The sequence below is a fragment of the Nesterenkonia sp. AY15 genome (assembly GCF_022565855.1).
Classification (GTDB): Bacteria; Actinomycetota; Actinomycetes; order Actinomycetales; family Micrococcaceae; genus Nesterenkonia.
On record NZ_JAJOYV010000001.1, the window covers coordinates 440,213 to 454,414 of the forward strand.

Below are 14,202 nucleotides of genomic sequence, written 5' to 3' on the forward strand. Positions count from 1 at the left end.
GCAGGAGAAGAGAGAATCATGTCCCAGCACACCGACCCCGAGCTCGTCGACAACCCGAAGTCTGACCGCGTCCGCCGCGTGGCGGCTCTTGCCGGGCGGTCCGCGCGCCACAAGCAGGGACTCTTCCTGGCCGAGGGGCCCCAGCCGGTCCGCGAGGCGCTGACGATCTGGCTGCGCCAGTGGGAGCAGGAACAGGGCCCGCAGCCCTTCCCCGAACTGGACGCTCTCTTCTTCGATCCCGCAGCCCTGGAGCGCCACCCCGATGTGCTCGCGCTGCTGGACCGGATGCGCGGGGTGCTCTTCAACCCCGAGACTCAGCTGCCCTCGAACGCCCGGGTCTTTCTGCGCGAAGCCACTCCGGAGGCGCTGCGCGCAATGGGCGACGCCGAGACCTCCCAGGGCATGCTTGCGGTCTGCCGCATCCCCGCTGTCTCCACCCGGCGAGAAGCTCTGGACGCCCAGCTCGAGCAGATCGCCCAGGGTGCCGGGCAGGTCGCGGCCATGCTTCGGCTGCAGGACCCGGGCAACGCCGGCACGATCATCCGCACCGCGGATGCCGCCGGCGCCGGCGCCGTCGTGCTCTCGGCGGGGACCGTGGATCCGTGGAGCCCCAAGGTCGTCCGCTCCGCCGCGGGCTCACACTTCCACGTGCCGATCTTCACCGGGGTCGAACCGGCCGACCTGACCGAGGCGGCCCGCGCCAAGGGCTTCCAGGTGCTCGCCGCCGATGGCCGGGGTGAGACCCAGCTCGCCGAGCTGGCCAACCCCGCGGCCCCCACCCTGTGGCTGTTCGGCCACGAGGCCCACGGACTGACCCACGCTGAGCGCGAGCTCGCCGATCACCGCGTGGCGATCCCGCTCTTCGGAGCTGCCGAATCATTGAACGTGGCCACCGCGGCCACGGTCTGCATGTACTCCACCGCGATGGCTCAGCACGCGCTCTCGGCCGAGGCCACTTCCGACGCCGGAGAGAGCGCGCCCACGGCATGAGCAGGGAGGCCGAGAACACCGGCTTCGACTGCATCCACTGCGGGCAGCCGATTCCCAGACAGCTCGGCGGCAGCTACCGGAACCACTGCCCGCGCTGCCTGTACTCCCGGCATGTGGACATCACCCCGGGCGATCGCGCCGCCGACTGTGGGGCGGCGATGGAACCCATCGGGGTGGACCACACCGGCAAGAAGGGCTTTCTGCTGCTCCACCGCTGCACCCGGTGCGGACAGGTGGATCGGAACCGGCTCGCACCGGATGATGACATGGACCGGGTCATCGAGCTCCAGCGCCCGCATTGACTCAGTGCTGCATCATCCCTCTTGGGTCGGCGCCGTCCGGTTCAGCCGGGCTGGTTGGTGAAGGCGATCCCTGAGGCGCCCCGGCGGTGCGAGCCCACCAGGTGGGTGTCCACCATCCCGATGGCCTCCATCAGGGCGAACGCGGTGGTGGGACCGACGAACCGGAACCCTTCCGCCTTGAGCCGCCTGGCCAGGGCTTCTGACTCCGCTGACCGGGTGGGCACCTGCTCCATCGTCTGCGGCACGGGGGTCTGCTCGGGCTTGTAGGACCAGATCAGCGCGGACAGGCCACCGCGGTCACGCAGCGCCAGGGTGGCCCGGGCATTGCCGATGGTCGCGGTGATCTTCCCGCGGTGACGGATGATCCCGGCGTCGTCGAGTAGCCGCAGGATCTCCTCCTCGGCGTAGTCCGCGACCACCTCGGGATCGAACCCGGCGAAGGCGGCACGGAAGTTCTCCCGCTTGACCAGGATGGTGGACCAGGAGAGGCCGGCCTGAAACCCCTCCAGGCTCAGCCGTTCGAAGAGGCCGTGCTCGGCACGGATCGGCATCCCCCATTCGGTGTCGTAGTAGCGCAGCATCATCGCGCTGCCGAGCGCCCAGGGTGTGCGGGGCAGACCGTCGGGGCCGATCGCGGGTCCGGAGGTCATCGCAGAGGTCGTCGCAGGAGTCGTCTCGGGGGTCGCGTCAGAAGTCACAGCACCAGGGTAGCGCTGTCCACCACGCCGGTAGTTGTACAATGCAACCATATGCTGGCGGTCGCTGGTAGAACAGCACCATGACACAGCACAGCTCGAGCATCTTCTCCGACCTGGACCACTTCGTCACCCATCCCCGCCTCGGCGGTCTCACGCTGAGCCCCGACGGGTCCCGGCTGGTCACCACCGTCTCCACGGTCAACACCGCAGGTGATGGCTACACCGGTGCGCTCTGGGAGATCGACCCCAGCGGCGCCCGTCCCGCCCGCCGGCTCACCCGCAGCCCCAAGGGCGAGGGTGCTCCGGGGTTCTCTGCCACAGGTGATCTCTACTTCACCTCGGACCGCCCGGGGGAGAAGCCCGAGGAGAAGAGCTCCGCCCTGTACAGGCTCCCCGCGGACGGAGGTGAATCGGTGCTGGTCAGTCGACGCGCCGGTGGCGTGAGTCAGCCGCACTGCGCCCAGCAGGGGTCCACCATCCTGCTCACCGCGCCGCTGCTCCCCGGGGCCGGCTCCGAGGAGGCGCACGAGCAGCTGCACCGGCAGCGCGAGGAGGCCTCGGTCAAGGCGATCCTGCACACCGGATACCCGATCCGCTTCTGGGACCACGATCTCGGACCGGCCCGCCCGAGCCTGTTCGCCCTGGAGTCCACGGCCGACGCCGCGGCCCTCCCCACGGATTCCGAGCAGGCGAGCCTTCGCCACCTCACCGAGGGTCTCGGAGCTCGCTTCGGCGGAGACGTGGAGGTCAGCCCGGATGGCACCGTCGCGCTGATCAGCGTCGTCGTGCCCGAAGTCCGGGCCGGTCAGCGCACCGCTCTGGCGGTGGTGGACACCGCCACCGGTGAGCGTCGGATCATCGCGGACGAACCCGGGTACACCTTCAGCGCCGGGGGGATCAGCCCCGATGGGCTTAGCGCCGCCGTCGTGCGCTCTGCCCAGCCGACGCCGCAGCGAGCCCCGCAGCCGCAGCTGCACCTTCTGGACCTGCACACCGGCGCGCTGACCCGGCTCGCCGAGGACGCTGACCTGTGGCTCACCCCCGCGGCCTGGCTGCCGGACGGCTCAGGACTGCTCGCGCTGGCCGACCAGGGCGGACGCGGTCCGGTCTTCCGCGTGGACGCCACCAGCGGTGCGGTGGAGCAGGTCACCACCGAGGACGCCACCTACTCCGCCGTCGTCGTGGCCCCTGACGGTCACACCGCCTACGGGATGCGCTCCAGCTACGCCTTCCCCGAGGAGGTGGTCTCGATCGACCTGAGCACGGGGGAGGCCGCGCGGCTGCAGAATCCCCATGTGCGTCCGGAGCTGCCCGGCACGCTGACCGAGGTCACCACCACCGGGGCCGACGGTGCGCCGGTGCGGGCCTGGCTTGCGCTTCCCGCCTCCGCCTCGACGGAGCAGCCGGCACCGCTGCTGCTCTGGATCCACGGCGGGCCGCTGAACTCCTGGAACGCCTGGACCTGGCGGTGGAACCCCTGGCTGATGGTGGAGCAGGGCTACGCGGTGCTGCTGCCCGACCCGGCGCTGTCCACCGGTTATGGGCAGAACTTCATCCAGCGCGGCTGGAACTCCTGGGGAGGACATCCCTTCACCGATCTGATGGCGATCACCGACGCCACCGAGGCGCGGAAGGACATCGACCCGACGCGCACCGCCGCGATGGGCGGCTCCTTCGGCGGGTACATGGCGAACTGGATCGCCGGGCAGACCGACCGATTCTCCGCGATCGTCACCCATGCCTCGCTGTGGGCGCTGGATCAGTTCGGCCCCACCACGGACTTGGCCTCGTACTGGCGCAACGAGCTCGATGAGCGGATGGCCGCGGAGCACTCACCGCATCTGCATGTGGAGAAGATCGTGACCCCGATGCTGGTCATCCATGGCGACAAGGACTACCGGGTGCCGATCGGGGAGGGGCTGCGGCTCTGGTACGAGCTGCTCGCGAAATCGGGGCTGCCGGCGGATGAGGACGGACACAGCGCACACCGGTTCCTCTACTTCCCCGACGAGAACCACTGGGTGCTCAGCCCTGCGCACGCGAAGATCTGGTACCAGGTGGTCTCGGGCTTCCTCGCCGAGCATCTGCTGGGCGAGGCGGCCGCGCTGCCGGAGGAGCTGGGACTCACCGCGCCGGCCGCGGACCAGCAGCCCGTCCGCGGGCATCTGGGGTCTCCCGCGGGACGCGCAGCCGCATCCGTCGCTTCCTGAGGGCTGTCGGGGAATCCGTCGCACAGCGATGCGCCTTGGGAGGGAGGTGCTGGTGTCAGCGACGGATCTCGAAGCCTGCCTGCGGCAGCGAGGCGAGATCCGCCTCGGTCGCCTCACGCTGCTGCACCTCGGTCACCTCGGCGGACTCGGGTCCCTTCCCGGCCCAGCGCAGCAGCGCGTCCACCGCTGGACCGTCGCCGCCGACCAGGAGCTCCACCGCGCCGTCGGCGGTGTTTCTGACCCATCCGATCAGTCCCAGGTCATCGGCCTCGGCCTTCGTCGATGCGCGAAAGGTCACCCCCTGCACCCGACCGGTGATCTGCGCGTGGGTTCCGGTCGTGCATCCCGAGGGAGCGAGGGGCTGTTCGGAATCGGGAGGTGAGAGGGGTTCAGTCATGCGCCCAGTCAAACACCCTCAGGGTCCAGCCACCAGGTCCCGCCCGTCTGCGGGCGCGGTGGGAGGCGCCCGCAGGTGGCTCGAGACAGGATCGCCGCGGCGCGCCAGGCTCAGGCCGGCGCGGAGGCTCAGGCCGAGGCTTCGGCGGGCTCGTGCGAGAACACCAGCGCTCCGTCGATCCAGGTGTGCAGCACCCGGTTCCTGGTGTCCAGCGGATCTCCGGACCAGAGCGCGAGGTCCGCGTCCTTGCCCGGCTCCAAGGTCCCCACTCGATCTGACACCCCGAGCACCTCGGCCGGGTTGATCGTGATCGCCCGAAGCGCCTCGACCGGGTCCATGCCCTCGCGCACCGCGAGGGCCGCCTGATGGATCAGGAACTCGATGGGCACCACGGGATGATCGGTGATGATCGAGACCTTCACCCCGGCGCGGGCGAGGATCCCCGGGGCCCTGGGGCTGCGGTCGCGGACCTCCACCTTGGAGCGCGAGACGATCATCGGCCCGTAGAGCACCGGAATGCCGCGATCGGCGATGACGTCGGCGAGCTTATAGGACTCGGTGCCGTGATCCAGGACCAGCTCATAGCCGAACTCATCGGCCAGGCGCAGCGCGGTGGCGATGTCATCGGCGCGGTGGCAGTGCTGGCGCCAGGGGATCTTGCGGTCGAGCACCAGCGCCAGCGCCTCGGAGACGAGATCCCCGGGCCGGTCCGCCGGGTCCTTGGCCTGCCAGTTCCTGGCCTCGGTGAAGGCCTTGCGGATGGTCATCGCGACCCCGAGCCGGGTGTTCGGGGTCTGCTTGCGCTCCCCATAGATCCGCTTGGGGTTCTCACCCAGGGCTGACTTCAGGCCCGAGGGGGAGCGCAGCACCATCTCGTCCACGATCCGCCCCTGGGTCTTCAGCGCCACAGCGAGCCCGCCGATCGGATTGGCCGACCCCGGATTCACGTTCACGGTGGTGATGCCCGCGGCCCGGGCGTCGGCGAAGCCGATCTCCGCCGGGTTGATCGCATCCAGGGCGCGCACGGCCGCGGTCACCGGATCGGTGGTCTCGTTGACATCGGCGCCGGCCCAGCCCTCGCCCTCCTCATGGACCCCCAGGTGCACGTGGGCATCGATGAGTCCCGGCAGCACCCAGCCGCCGGCGGCATCGATGACCTCATGCTCGGCAGGATGGTCCACAGCGGGCCCCAGGGCCGCGATCCGGCCCTCGGTGACCACCAGGGAGCCGTCGAAGGGCTCACCGCTGATGGGCAGGATGTGCGCATTGCTGATGACATAGTTTCTCTGAGCAACCATGTGGGGACTCTAGCGCACTCGCCTTGCTGAGAACGCTTCTGCGTCCGGCTCGCAGCTTGGGAGATCTCGGCGGAACGCAGGAGAATGGTGCCACGATGCACCACCATGATCACGGCGCCCGCGCCGACGACCCTGCCTCCTCCGAGACTGCCGCACGCACGCGCTCACACCGCCGTCGGCTGGCGATCGCCTGCGCCATCACCGTGGGTGTCGTCCTGGCGCAGGCCATCGGGGCCTGGGTCACCGGTTCGCTGGCGCTGCTCACCGATGCCGTGCATTCACTCACCGACAGCATCGGCCTCGGTGTCGCCCTGGTCGCGGCGGGACTGATGCACCGGGCCGCCACATCCCAGCGCACCTGGGGCTTCCGGCGCGTGGAGATCCTGGCGGGGCTGCTGCAGGCGACGCTGCTGCTGGGCGTGGGCATCTACGCCGCGGTGGAGGGGATCGGCAGGCTCAGCGCACCGCCCGCAATTCTGCACATCGAGCTGCTGATCTTCGGGGCAGTCGGTCTGACCGGCAACGTGATCTCGCTGCTGGTGCTCGCCTCGGGCCGGAAGGCCAACTTCAACATGCGTGCCGCGTTCCTCGAGGTCACCGCCGATGCGCTGGGATCGCTGGCGGTGATGGTGGCAGCCGTCGTGATCTGGACCACCGGCTGGCAGCAGGCCGACGCCGTGGCCGCGCTGGCCATCGCCGCACTGATCATTCCGCGTGCGCTGCTGCTGCTGCGCGAGACCGCGCGAGTGCTGCTGGAGTTCGCCCCTCGCGGGCTTGACCTGGAGCAGGTCAGGGCGCACATGCTGGCCCAGGACCATGTCCAGGAGGTCCACGACCTGCACGCCTCCACGGTCGCGACCGGGCTGCCGGTGATCTCCGCCCATGTGGTCCTCGATGACGCCTGCTTCCGCGAAGGCTGCGTGCCGGAGACGCTGAGCCGGCTGAAGACCTGCGTGGCCGAACACTTCGACGTGGCGGTGGAACACTCCACCTTCCAGCTCGAGCCGCGCAGCATCGCCGCCGGTGAGACCCACACCCACGCCTGAGCAGCCCCCTCGACCACCCCTGTGCACATGCCTGAGCGGGCGCCCGGTAGGCTGTGCGGTCATGAGCATTCCACCGCACAGATCCGCCTCCCCCTGGTTCCGCGGCGCTCCGCTGGCCGGGATCGCGCTGGCAGCGGCGCTGGCCCTGGCGGGCTGCGGCGATGCAGATGCTGAGCAGAGCGATCCCGCGCTCGCCGACGACGACGCGGACGACGCGGACGCCGGGGACGCTCAGCTCGCCGAGGCCGAAGACGAGGACGGCGAGGCGGGCGGCGCCGGTCCGGACGGCTCCGAGGAGCCATTCGCCTCCGCAGAGATCGCTGACGTGGCGGGCAACGACATCGGCACGGTGAGCTTCTCCGAGGTCGAGAACGGCGTGCTCATCGAGGCCGAGGTCCACGACGTCGACGCAGGCTTCCGCGGCATCACCATCCACGAACGCGGCGTGTGCGAGCCGGTGTCCAGCTCGGAGGACGGCGTGTTCGGAGACTTCGAGTCCTCCGGCGGTCACCTGGTAGGGACCATGGAGGAAGACATGGGCATCGTGGAGGGCGAAGAGGCTCCGCAGGAGGAAGCTCCGGAGACCGACCTGAATGACCTCACCGAGGAGGTCCCGCCCGCAGAGCCCGAAGCAGTGACCCACCCCGGCCATGCCGGAGATCTGCCGAACCTGCTGGTGAACCAGGACCGGACCGGCTGGCTGAGCCTGGTCAGCGATCGACTCGCGCCGGAGGACCTGCTCAGCGCAGAAGGCAGCTCCGTGATCATCCACGCCCAGGCGGACAACCATGGCAACGTCCCCGAGCGCAATTTCGGCCCCGACGCCGAGACCCTGACCAGTGGAGACTCCGGGAGCCGCGTGGCCTGCGGCGTCGTCGAGGAGCAGTAGGACACACTTGCCGTAGCACGGATCACACCGGAGCATGGTCCGCACTCCATGAGCACGACTCGATTGCTGAGAGATCAGCCCCATAGATATAGTCGAACACTGGTGTGCCGGGAAGACTGGTCGGCGATGAGCTTCACCGCGCCGTTTCACCCGCACCGACTGGAGGCACCATGCACTCGCGAAGACCTTCCATGCGCTCATGCGCGCCGGCGGTGGTCCGCCGATGACGCTCATGGTGCTCCTGATGCTGACTCTGGCCCTGGTCCCGATCGCCGCCCTGGTCCACCGCGCCCTCGGTCGCGACACCGGCTTCTTCGCCGCCGTGGCGCTGACCGGCATCGGGGTGGCCACGCTGCCGTGGCTGAGCACCTTGCTGGATGGGGGAGTGATCGAGGAGCACCTTCCCTGGATCCCCACGGTCGACGTCGGCCTCAGCCTGCGCCTGGACGGGCTCGGGATGGTCTTCCTGCTGCTGATCCTCTTCATCGGCGCCCTGGTGATGGCCTATTCGGCCCGCTACTTCTCGGTCAAGAAGAAGACCTCGGACTATTACCTGTGGATGCTGATGTTCGTCTTCGCGATGAGCGGGATGGTCATCGCCGATGACCTGATCCTGCTCTTCGTGTTCTGGGAGTTCACCACGCTGTGCTCCTTCTTCCTGATCAACCGCTCCGGAGACAAGGCCCCGGCCCCGGCCCAGCGCACGCTGCTGATCACCGCCGCAGGCGGGCTGGGCCTGCTCACCGCGGTGCTGCTGATCATCGTGGAGACCGGCACCACGTCCATGTCCGAGGCGCTCACGCACAGCGCCTGGCAGGACAACACCACCTTCACCTCGGTGGTCGCGGTGCTCATCGCCTTCGCCGCCTTCACCAAGTCCGCGCAGTTCCCCTTCCACCTGTGGCTTCCCGATGCGATGGTCGCCCCCGCGCCGGTCTCGGCCTACCTCCACGCCGCGGCCATGGTCAAGGCCGGCATCTACCTGCTGCTGCGCTTCTCTCCGGTCTTCGAAGAGTCCACGCTGTGGCAGGTGCTCCTGATCAGCTGTGGTCTGACCACCGCACTGATGGGCGCCCTCTTCGCCCTGCAGCGCCACGACATCAAAGAGATCATGGCCTACTCCACGGTCTCGCAGCTGGGCTTCCTGGTCGCCGTCATCGGCATCGGCACCCCCACCGCGCTGGTGGCCGCCACGATCCACGTGGTCGCCCACGCATTGTTCAAGTCCGCGCTGTTCATGATGGTGGGCATCATCGAGCACGAGGCGCATTCGCGAGACATCCGACGGCTCAACGGACTGAGCAGGACCATGCGCATCTCGCTGGTCATCACCCTGATCTCCTCACTCTCCATGGCCGGGGTCCCGCCGCTGCTGGGCTTCGTCTCCAAGGAGCACCTGCTCGCCGGGTTCCTCTCCGCGGACATGCCCGCCGCGCTGACCTGGACGCTGACGTGCATGGCCGTTCTCGCCGCCATCGGCACCTTCGCCTACTGCGGCCGGATCGTGCTCGGCGCGTTCACCAGCTACACCGGCACCGGGTCCAAGGACGAATACCACGAGCCCATCGACCCCACCACGCCCCATGAGGCGCCCGCCAGCTTCTACCTGCCGGCGCTGCTGCCCGCCGCCGCGGGCCTGGTGCTCGGCTTCACCCCCTTCGTCTTCGACGGGCTGATCACCCGGGCCGGCGAGGATGCTCAGACCGGGACCTATGCGGCGGAGTTCGCGCTCTGGCACGGCTTCAACACCGAGCTGATGCTCTCCGCGGTGATCGTCGGCGGCGGCCTGCTCGTCGTCGCGATGCGAGCCCGCCTGGACAACCTGATTCCGCGCAGGATCCTGCCGTTCACCGGCGTCGAACTGGCCGAGTCCATGCGACTGGGGGCCATCAACTTCGGCCGCCGGGTCGGAGACATCACGCGCAGCGACGTGCACGCGGTGCACCTCGCCCCTCCGGGCATCCTGCTTGCCGGCGTGTTCATCGCCGGCCTGGTCGCCGCGCCGGTGGTCGGAGAGTTCGATCCCGGCAACACCCGGATGACCGACTGGGTGCTGATCGGGCTGCTGGTCTTCTTCCTGGCCGGCACGGTCATCGCCGAGAACCGCGCCGCCGCGGTCGTCCTCGCCGGCGGCGCCGGGTTCGTGGTCGCCGCCTGGTACTTCGCGCTCGGCGCGGTGGATGTGGGCATGACCCAGCTGCTCGTGGAGATCCTCACCGTGGTGGTGCTGGTCCTGGTGCTGCGCAAGCTGCCCAAGCGCTTCCACAACGTCACCCGCACCCGGCGCAGCGTCGCCATCGCGGTGGCCCTGTCCTTCGGCGTGATGGCCTTCGCCGCCACCTTCGCACTCACCGGCCGGCGCGGACAGTCCCCGGTCGCCGAGTGGTACCTGCTCAACACCTACGAGGAGACCGGCGCGCTCAACGCGGTGAACTCCATCCTGGTGGACTTCCGCGCGCTGGACACCTTCGGAGAGCTCACCGTGCTCGGCGTTGCAGGCTTCGCGATCCTGGCGCTGCTGAACTCCTCCTTCGCCACCTCGGACAACGAGCCGCCCGCCTCGCGGCAATGGTCCGGGACCCCGCTGGATCATGCCGGGGACAACACCACCGCCATGCGCAGCGTCTTCAACTGGATGGCGCCGTTCATCGTGCTGCTCTCGCTGATCCTGCTGCTGCGCGGCCACTACGAGTCCGGCGGCGGGTTCATCGCCGCGCTGGTCGCCGGCGGCTTCTTCGCGCTGCGCTACCTGGTCGCCCCCTCCGACACCTCGGTGAAGCTGCGCTTCGACTATGCGCTGGTCATCGTCGGCGGCATCATCACCGGCGCGGCCATCGGCTTCGCCGGCTTCCTCGAGGGTTCCTATCTGCGCCCGATCGTGATCGTGGAGGGACTCCCGATGCCCTGGGGCTCCGAGGCCGGGTTCTCACTCACCACGGCGCTGATCTTCGACGTCGGCATCTATCTCGCCGTGATCGGCGCGGTGCTGGTCGCGCTGGACCGGCTCGGTCAGGCGCAGCGCTACCCTGCGGAGCTGCTCAAGGCACACCGCCGCGCGCGCGGCACCAGCGAATCTGAGCTCTCCACGCTGAAGGTCCCCGCCGGCTATCACGCCGACCCCGGCGACCTTCCGTTCGAAGTGCAGGCGGATGAGTCCTGGCCCGGGGTTCACCCGGACATCGAACCGAAAGGGGTGAACGACCGATGAGCATCGCCATCGCCGTCGGGCTGCTCACCGCCGCGGCCGTCTACCTGTTCATGCAGCGCGGAATGGTGCGGATCGTGCTGGGCTTCGTCCTGGCCAGCCACGCCGCGAACCTGATGTTCTTCGCGGCAGGCAACACCGCCTACCGCGGCGTGCCCTATATCGGCTCCGGCGAGCTCGGCGAACAGGCCGACCCGCTGCCGCAGGCCTTCGTGCTGACCGCCATCGTGATCGCATTCTCCATCACCATGTTCATGGTGACCCTGGCGATCACCACCACCACCGACGACGACACCGAGGACGTCGAGGTCTCGCCGGCCCTGCTGCTCGCCGCTGACCGCGGCGACACCAACGACGCCGGCTTCTTCGGTCTGACCACGGAGTCCGGCGACATCGTGGTGGAGCGCGGAGAGGACGAGACCGGAGACCCCTGGCCGGAGAAGACGCCGGGGACTGCCTCCTCCGCCGAGCCCGGGGCGACAGCGCCTCAGGCGACGGCGCCCACCGAGACCCAGGAGGGAGACGCCCGATGACCGAGATACTTCCTCCGCTGCTTCCGCTGGCGGTCGGCATACCGCTGCTGCTCGCCGCCGTCGGCGTCATGCTGCGCAAGAAGCGTCTGGCCCGCCACATGATCAGCCTGGGCACCCTGGCCGCGCTCTTCATCTTCGCGGTGCTGCTGGTGATCGCCACCGGCGACGGGACCGTGCTGGTCCACCAGGTCGGGCTCTGGGACTACGGGGTCTCGATCCCGTTCGTGGTCGACGCACTCTCCGCGCTGGTGCTGATGATCATGTCGGTGCTGGCCTTCGCCAGCGTGCTCTTCGCCATGGCCACCCACGAGGCCCGGGCTCGGTTCTTCCACCCCTTCGTGTTGGTGCTCATGGCTGGCGTCTCCGGGGCGCTGATGACCGGAGACATCTTCAACCTCTTCGTGTTCATCGAGGTCATGCTGCTTCCGTCCTATGGCCTGCTGGCCATGATGGGCGCCAAGCTCGGCGCCCACGGGGCGCGGATCTATGTCTCGGTGAACCTGCTGGCCTCCACGCTGCTTCTGGTGGGCATCGCCCTGGTCTACGCGACCGCGGGCACCGTGAACCTGGCGGAGCTGCATGGGGCGGGCAAGGATGACCCCGCCGTCGCCCTCGCCGGTGGCGTGGTGCTGACCGCCGTCGCGATCAAGGCTGCGGTGGTGCCGGTCCACGGCTGGCTGACCCGCACCTATGCGATGACCTCCCCGGCGGTCACCGCGCTGTTCTCCGGGATCCATACCAAGGTCGCGATCTACGTGATCTACCGGATCTACTCGCTGCTCTTCGACGGCGACGAGCGCTTCCTCTGGGTGGCTCTGGTGATCACCTCAGCCACCATGCTCATCGGCGTCCTCGGCGCGGTGGGGGAGAAGACCACCCGGTCCATCCTGGTCTTCCACATGATCAGCCAGATCGGCTACATCCTGATCGGCGTCGGACTGTTCACCCTGCTGGGGCTCACCGCCGCGATCTTCTATCTGCTCCACCACATGATCGTGAAGGCCTCGCTCTTCCTCTCCACCGGCGCGATCGAAGAGACCTATGGCACCGGAGAGATCGACAAGCTCGGCGGCATGCTCAAACGTGAGCCGCTGATCGCGGTGACCTTCATGGTGGCCGCGCTCTCGCTGGCCGGGCTGCCGCCCTTCTCCGGGTTCGTCGCGAAGTTCGCGATCATCCAGGCCACCCTGGCCGAATCCCACTACTGGGTGGCCGCCGTGGCGGTGGTGGTCTCGATCTTCACGCTGCTCTCGATGCTGAAGATCTGGACCGGCGTGTTCATGGGGTCAGAGCCCGACGACCTGCAGGAGCGCGCGCTGACCTATCAGCAGCGCATGCACGGCAAGCGCTACCTGCGGGTGCAGGCGCAGGCCGAGACCCCCACGCTGACCATCGGACCGCCGACGGCGACCACCACCGCGGTGCTCGCCGGCAAGCAGGCCGTCAAGGTCCCCTTCAAGCTGATCTTCCCGGCGATCCTGCTGGCCGCGATCACCCTGTTCTTCGGACTCGGGGCAGAGCTTCTGATGGGCTGGTCGGAGACCGCGGCAGAGAACCTGCTCAACCCATTGGACTATGTGAGGGCGGTGAGCGGCGCATGATGAGCTGGTCATTTCGGATCATCGGATTCCTCTTCTGGTACGCCAAGGAGTTCATCATCTCGAACTACACGGTGACCGCCGAGGTGCTGCGTCTGCGCGGACGTTCCAAGATGCGGCCCGCGATCATCGCGGTGCCGGCCGCCTCGCGCAGCGACAGCGAGTGGACGATGATCTCCTCGCTGATCACGCTGACCCCGGGCACGCTGACCATCACCATCTCCAAGGAGCACGGCATCCTCTACGTGCACGGGATGTTCGTGGAGAGCCGCGAGCAACTGGTGGCCGAGATCCAGGAGATGGAGGACCGGCTGCTGCGCGCGATGCGGCGGGTCCCCGGGGACCTGAGCCGTCCGACCCAGCTTCCGGTGGTCCGTCCGCTGGATGAGGCAGGTGAGAGCCGATGATCTCCGAATGGACTCTCGAGGTCGCGCTGATCCTGCTGGCCATCGGCATGGTCATCGCCGCCGTGCGCGGGCTGATCGGCCCACGCACCATGGACCGGGCCGTGGCCGCAGACCTGATCTTCTTCGCGACCATCGGCTTCGTCGCCCTGATCGGACTGCGCACCAATATCGAGGCGCTCTTCGACATCATCCTCATCGCCACGCTGCTGGGCTTCATGGCGGCGCTGTCGATGGCACGACTCGGATCAGGAGGTCGCCGCTGATGGAACCGGATCACATCGCCGACATCTTCGGCCTGGTGTTCGTCTTCGTGGGCATCGCCACGATCGTCATCTCCGCGATCGGGCTGTTCAAGCTGCCCGATCTCTACCTGCGCGCCTCGGCGGTGGGCACCTCCGCGGGACTGGGGGTGGCGTCCATCGTCTTCGGCGCGCTGCTGATGGATTTCAGCGGACTGAACCTGGTCAAAGCGATCATCGCGATCGTCGCTCAGCTGCTCACCTCGGCAGTGGGATCCATGGCCATCGCCAGGGCTGGATACCTCAACAACGCCCTGCCCGCTCCGATCACACATATCGACGAGCTGGCTATGACCAGACGTGAGGTGTCAGGGGGTCGTTGAACAGTTG

14 protein-coding genes are annotated in these 14,202 nt (G+C 68.5%); 11 read left to right on the forward strand and 3 right to left on the reverse strand.

What is annotated here, in order from left to right; translation table 11 throughout:
- Positions 1-18 precede the first annotated feature (18 nt).
- Both LSI54_RS01935 and LSI54_RS01940 read left to right on the forward strand, forming a co-directional pair.
- Positions 19-990, forward strand: coding sequence for a TrmH family RNA methyltransferase (locus tag LSI54_RS01935; protein WP_241463985.1), 972 nt, complete (start codon positions 19-21; stop codon positions 988-990).
- A complete protein-coding gene (locus LSI54_RS01940; protein ID WP_241463987.1) occupies positions 987-1,292 on the forward strand; it encodes an RNHCP domain-containing protein in 306 nt (101 codons plus the stop codon). Before LSI54_RS01935 ends, LSI54_RS01940 begins: the two co-directional genes overlap by 4 nt.
- Before the next feature lie 41 nt (positions 1,293-1,333).
- Here the strand turns inward: LSI54_RS01940 and LSI54_RS01945 are convergent, their stop codons facing one another.
- Positions 1,334-1,942, reverse strand: coding sequence for a DNA-3-methyladenine glycosylase I (locus LSI54_RS01945; RefSeq protein ID WP_241477789.1), 609 nt, complete (start codon positions 1,940-1,942; stop codon positions 1,334-1,336).
- 128 nt (positions 1,943-2,070) lie between these two features.
- On the opposite strand from LSI54_RS01945, the gene LSI54_RS01950 reads away from it, so the two are divergent.
- A complete protein-coding gene (locus LSI54_RS01950) occupies positions 2,071-4,200 on the forward strand; it encodes a S9 family peptidase (RefSeq protein WP_241477625.1) in 2,130 nt (709 codons plus the stop codon).
- Positions 4,201-4,255: 55 nt separating this feature from the next.
- On the opposite strand, the gene LSI54_RS01955 is transcribed toward LSI54_RS01950, so the two are convergent.
- Both LSI54_RS01955 and LSI54_RS01960 read right to left on the reverse strand, forming a co-directional pair.
- On the reverse strand, positions 4,256-4,597 hold the full coding sequence (locus tag LSI54_RS01955; protein WP_241463990.1) for an acylphosphatase: 342 nt from the start codon (positions 4,595-4,597) through the stop codon (positions 4,256-4,258).
- A gap of 128 nt (positions 4,598-4,725) precedes the next feature.
- On the reverse strand, positions 4,726-5,895 hold the full coding sequence (locus LSI54_RS01960; RefSeq protein WP_241463992.1) for an amidohydrolase: 1,170 nt from the start codon (positions 5,893-5,895) through the stop codon (positions 4,726-4,728).
- Between the two features lie 95 nt (positions 5,896-5,990).
- Between LSI54_RS01960 and LSI54_RS01965 the strand changes: the two genes are divergently transcribed.
- The 8 genes from LSI54_RS01965 (at position 5,991) to LSI54_RS02000 (ending at position 14,195) form a co-directional block, all read left to right on the forward strand.
- A complete protein-coding gene (locus LSI54_RS01965) occupies positions 5,991-6,941 on the forward strand; it encodes a cation diffusion facilitator family transporter (RefSeq protein WP_241463994.1) in 951 nt (316 codons plus the stop codon).
- Positions 6,942-7,002: 61 nt separating this feature from the next.
- Positions 7,003-7,830, forward strand: coding sequence for a superoxide dismutase family protein (locus LSI54_RS01970; RefSeq protein WP_241477626.1), 828 nt, complete (start codon positions 7,003-7,005; stop codon positions 7,828-7,830).
- A gap of 199 nt (positions 7,831-8,029) precedes the next feature.
- Positions 8,030-11,038, forward strand: a complete 3,009-nt coding sequence (locus LSI54_RS01975) for a DUF4040 family protein (RefSeq protein WP_241477627.1) — start codon at positions 8,030-8,032, stop codon at positions 11,036-11,038.
- Entirely contained in the window at positions 11,035-11,568 is a 534-nt protein-coding gene (locus LSI54_RS01980) for a sodium:proton antiporter (protein WP_241463999.1), read from the forward strand. Before LSI54_RS01975 ends, LSI54_RS01980 begins: the two co-directional genes overlap by 4 nt.
- Positions 11,565-13,169: a monovalent cation/H+ antiporter subunit D family protein gene (locus LSI54_RS01985; protein ID WP_241464000.1), complete on the forward strand. Its 1,605-nt coding sequence runs from the start codon at positions 11,565-11,567 to the stop codon at positions 13,167-13,169. Before LSI54_RS01980 ends, LSI54_RS01985 begins: the two co-directional genes overlap by 4 nt.
- Positions 13,166-13,573, forward strand: a complete 408-nt coding sequence (locus tag LSI54_RS01990; RefSeq protein ID WP_241464001.1) for a Na+/H+ antiporter subunit E — start codon at positions 13,166-13,168, stop codon at positions 13,571-13,573. The genes LSI54_RS01985 and LSI54_RS01990 overlap by 4 nt, the downstream gene beginning before the upstream one ends.
- Positions 13,570-13,836: a monovalent cation/H+ antiporter complex subunit F gene (locus LSI54_RS01995; protein ID WP_241464002.1), complete on the forward strand. Its 267-nt coding sequence runs from the start codon at positions 13,570-13,572 to the stop codon at positions 13,834-13,836. Before LSI54_RS01990 ends, LSI54_RS01995 begins: the two co-directional genes overlap by 4 nt.
- A complete protein-coding gene (locus tag LSI54_RS02000) occupies positions 13,836-14,195 on the forward strand; it encodes a cation:proton antiporter (protein ID WP_241477628.1) in 360 nt (119 codons plus the stop codon). The genes LSI54_RS01995 and LSI54_RS02000 overlap by 1 nt, the downstream gene beginning before the upstream one ends.
- Positions 14,196-14,202 lie beyond the last annotated feature (7 nt).

Coding starts and splice junctions, on each gene's coding strand:
- LSI54_RS01955 (WP_241463990.1), bottom strand. CDS start 4,597: ATGACTGAACCCCTCTCACCTCCCGATTCCGAACAGCCCCTCGCTCCC.
- LSI54_RS01965 (WP_241463994.1), top strand. CDS start 5,991: ATGCACCACCATGATCACGGCGCCCGCGCCGACGACCCTGCCTCCTCC.
- LSI54_RS01935 (WP_241463985.1), top strand. CDS start 19: ATGTCCCAGCACACCGACCCCGAGCTCGTCGACAACCCGAAGTCTGAC.
- LSI54_RS01985 (WP_241464000.1), top strand. CDS start 11,565: ATGACCGAGATACTTCCTCCGCTGCTTCCGCTGGCGGTCGGCATACCG.
- LSI54_RS01950 (WP_241477625.1), top strand. CDS start 2,071: ATGACACAGCACAGCTCGAGCATCTTCTCCGACCTGGACCACTTCGTC.
- LSI54_RS01960 (WP_241463992.1), bottom strand. CDS start 5,895: ATGGTTGCTCAGAGAAACTATGTCATCAGCAATGCGCACATCCTGCCC.
- LSI54_RS02000 (WP_241477628.1), top strand. CDS start 13,836: ATGGAACCGGATCACATCGCCGACATCTTCGGCCTGGTGTTCGTCTTC.
- LSI54_RS01995 (WP_241464002.1), top strand. CDS start 13,570: ATGATCTCCGAATGGACTCTCGAGGTCGCGCTGATCCTGCTGGCCATC.
- LSI54_RS01970 (WP_241477626.1), top strand. CDS start 7,003: ATGAGCATTCCACCGCACAGATCCGCCTCCCCCTGGTTCCGCGGCGCT.
- LSI54_RS01990 (WP_241464001.1), top strand. CDS start 13,166: ATGATGAGCTGGTCATTTCGGATCATCGGATTCCTCTTCTGGTACGCC.
- LSI54_RS01945 (WP_241477789.1), bottom strand. CDS start 1,942: ATGACCTCCGGACCCGCGATCGGCCCCGACGGTCTGCCCCGCACACCC.
- LSI54_RS01975 (WP_241477627.1), top strand. CDS start 8,030: ATGCGCGCCGGCGGTGGTCCGCCGATGACGCTCATGGTGCTCCTGATG.
- LSI54_RS01980 (WP_241463999.1), top strand. CDS start 11,035: ATGAGCATCGCCATCGCCGTCGGGCTGCTCACCGCCGCGGCCGTCTAC.
- LSI54_RS01940 (WP_241463987.1), top strand. CDS start 987: ATGAGCAGGGAGGCCGAGAACACCGGCTTCGACTGCATCCACTGCGGG.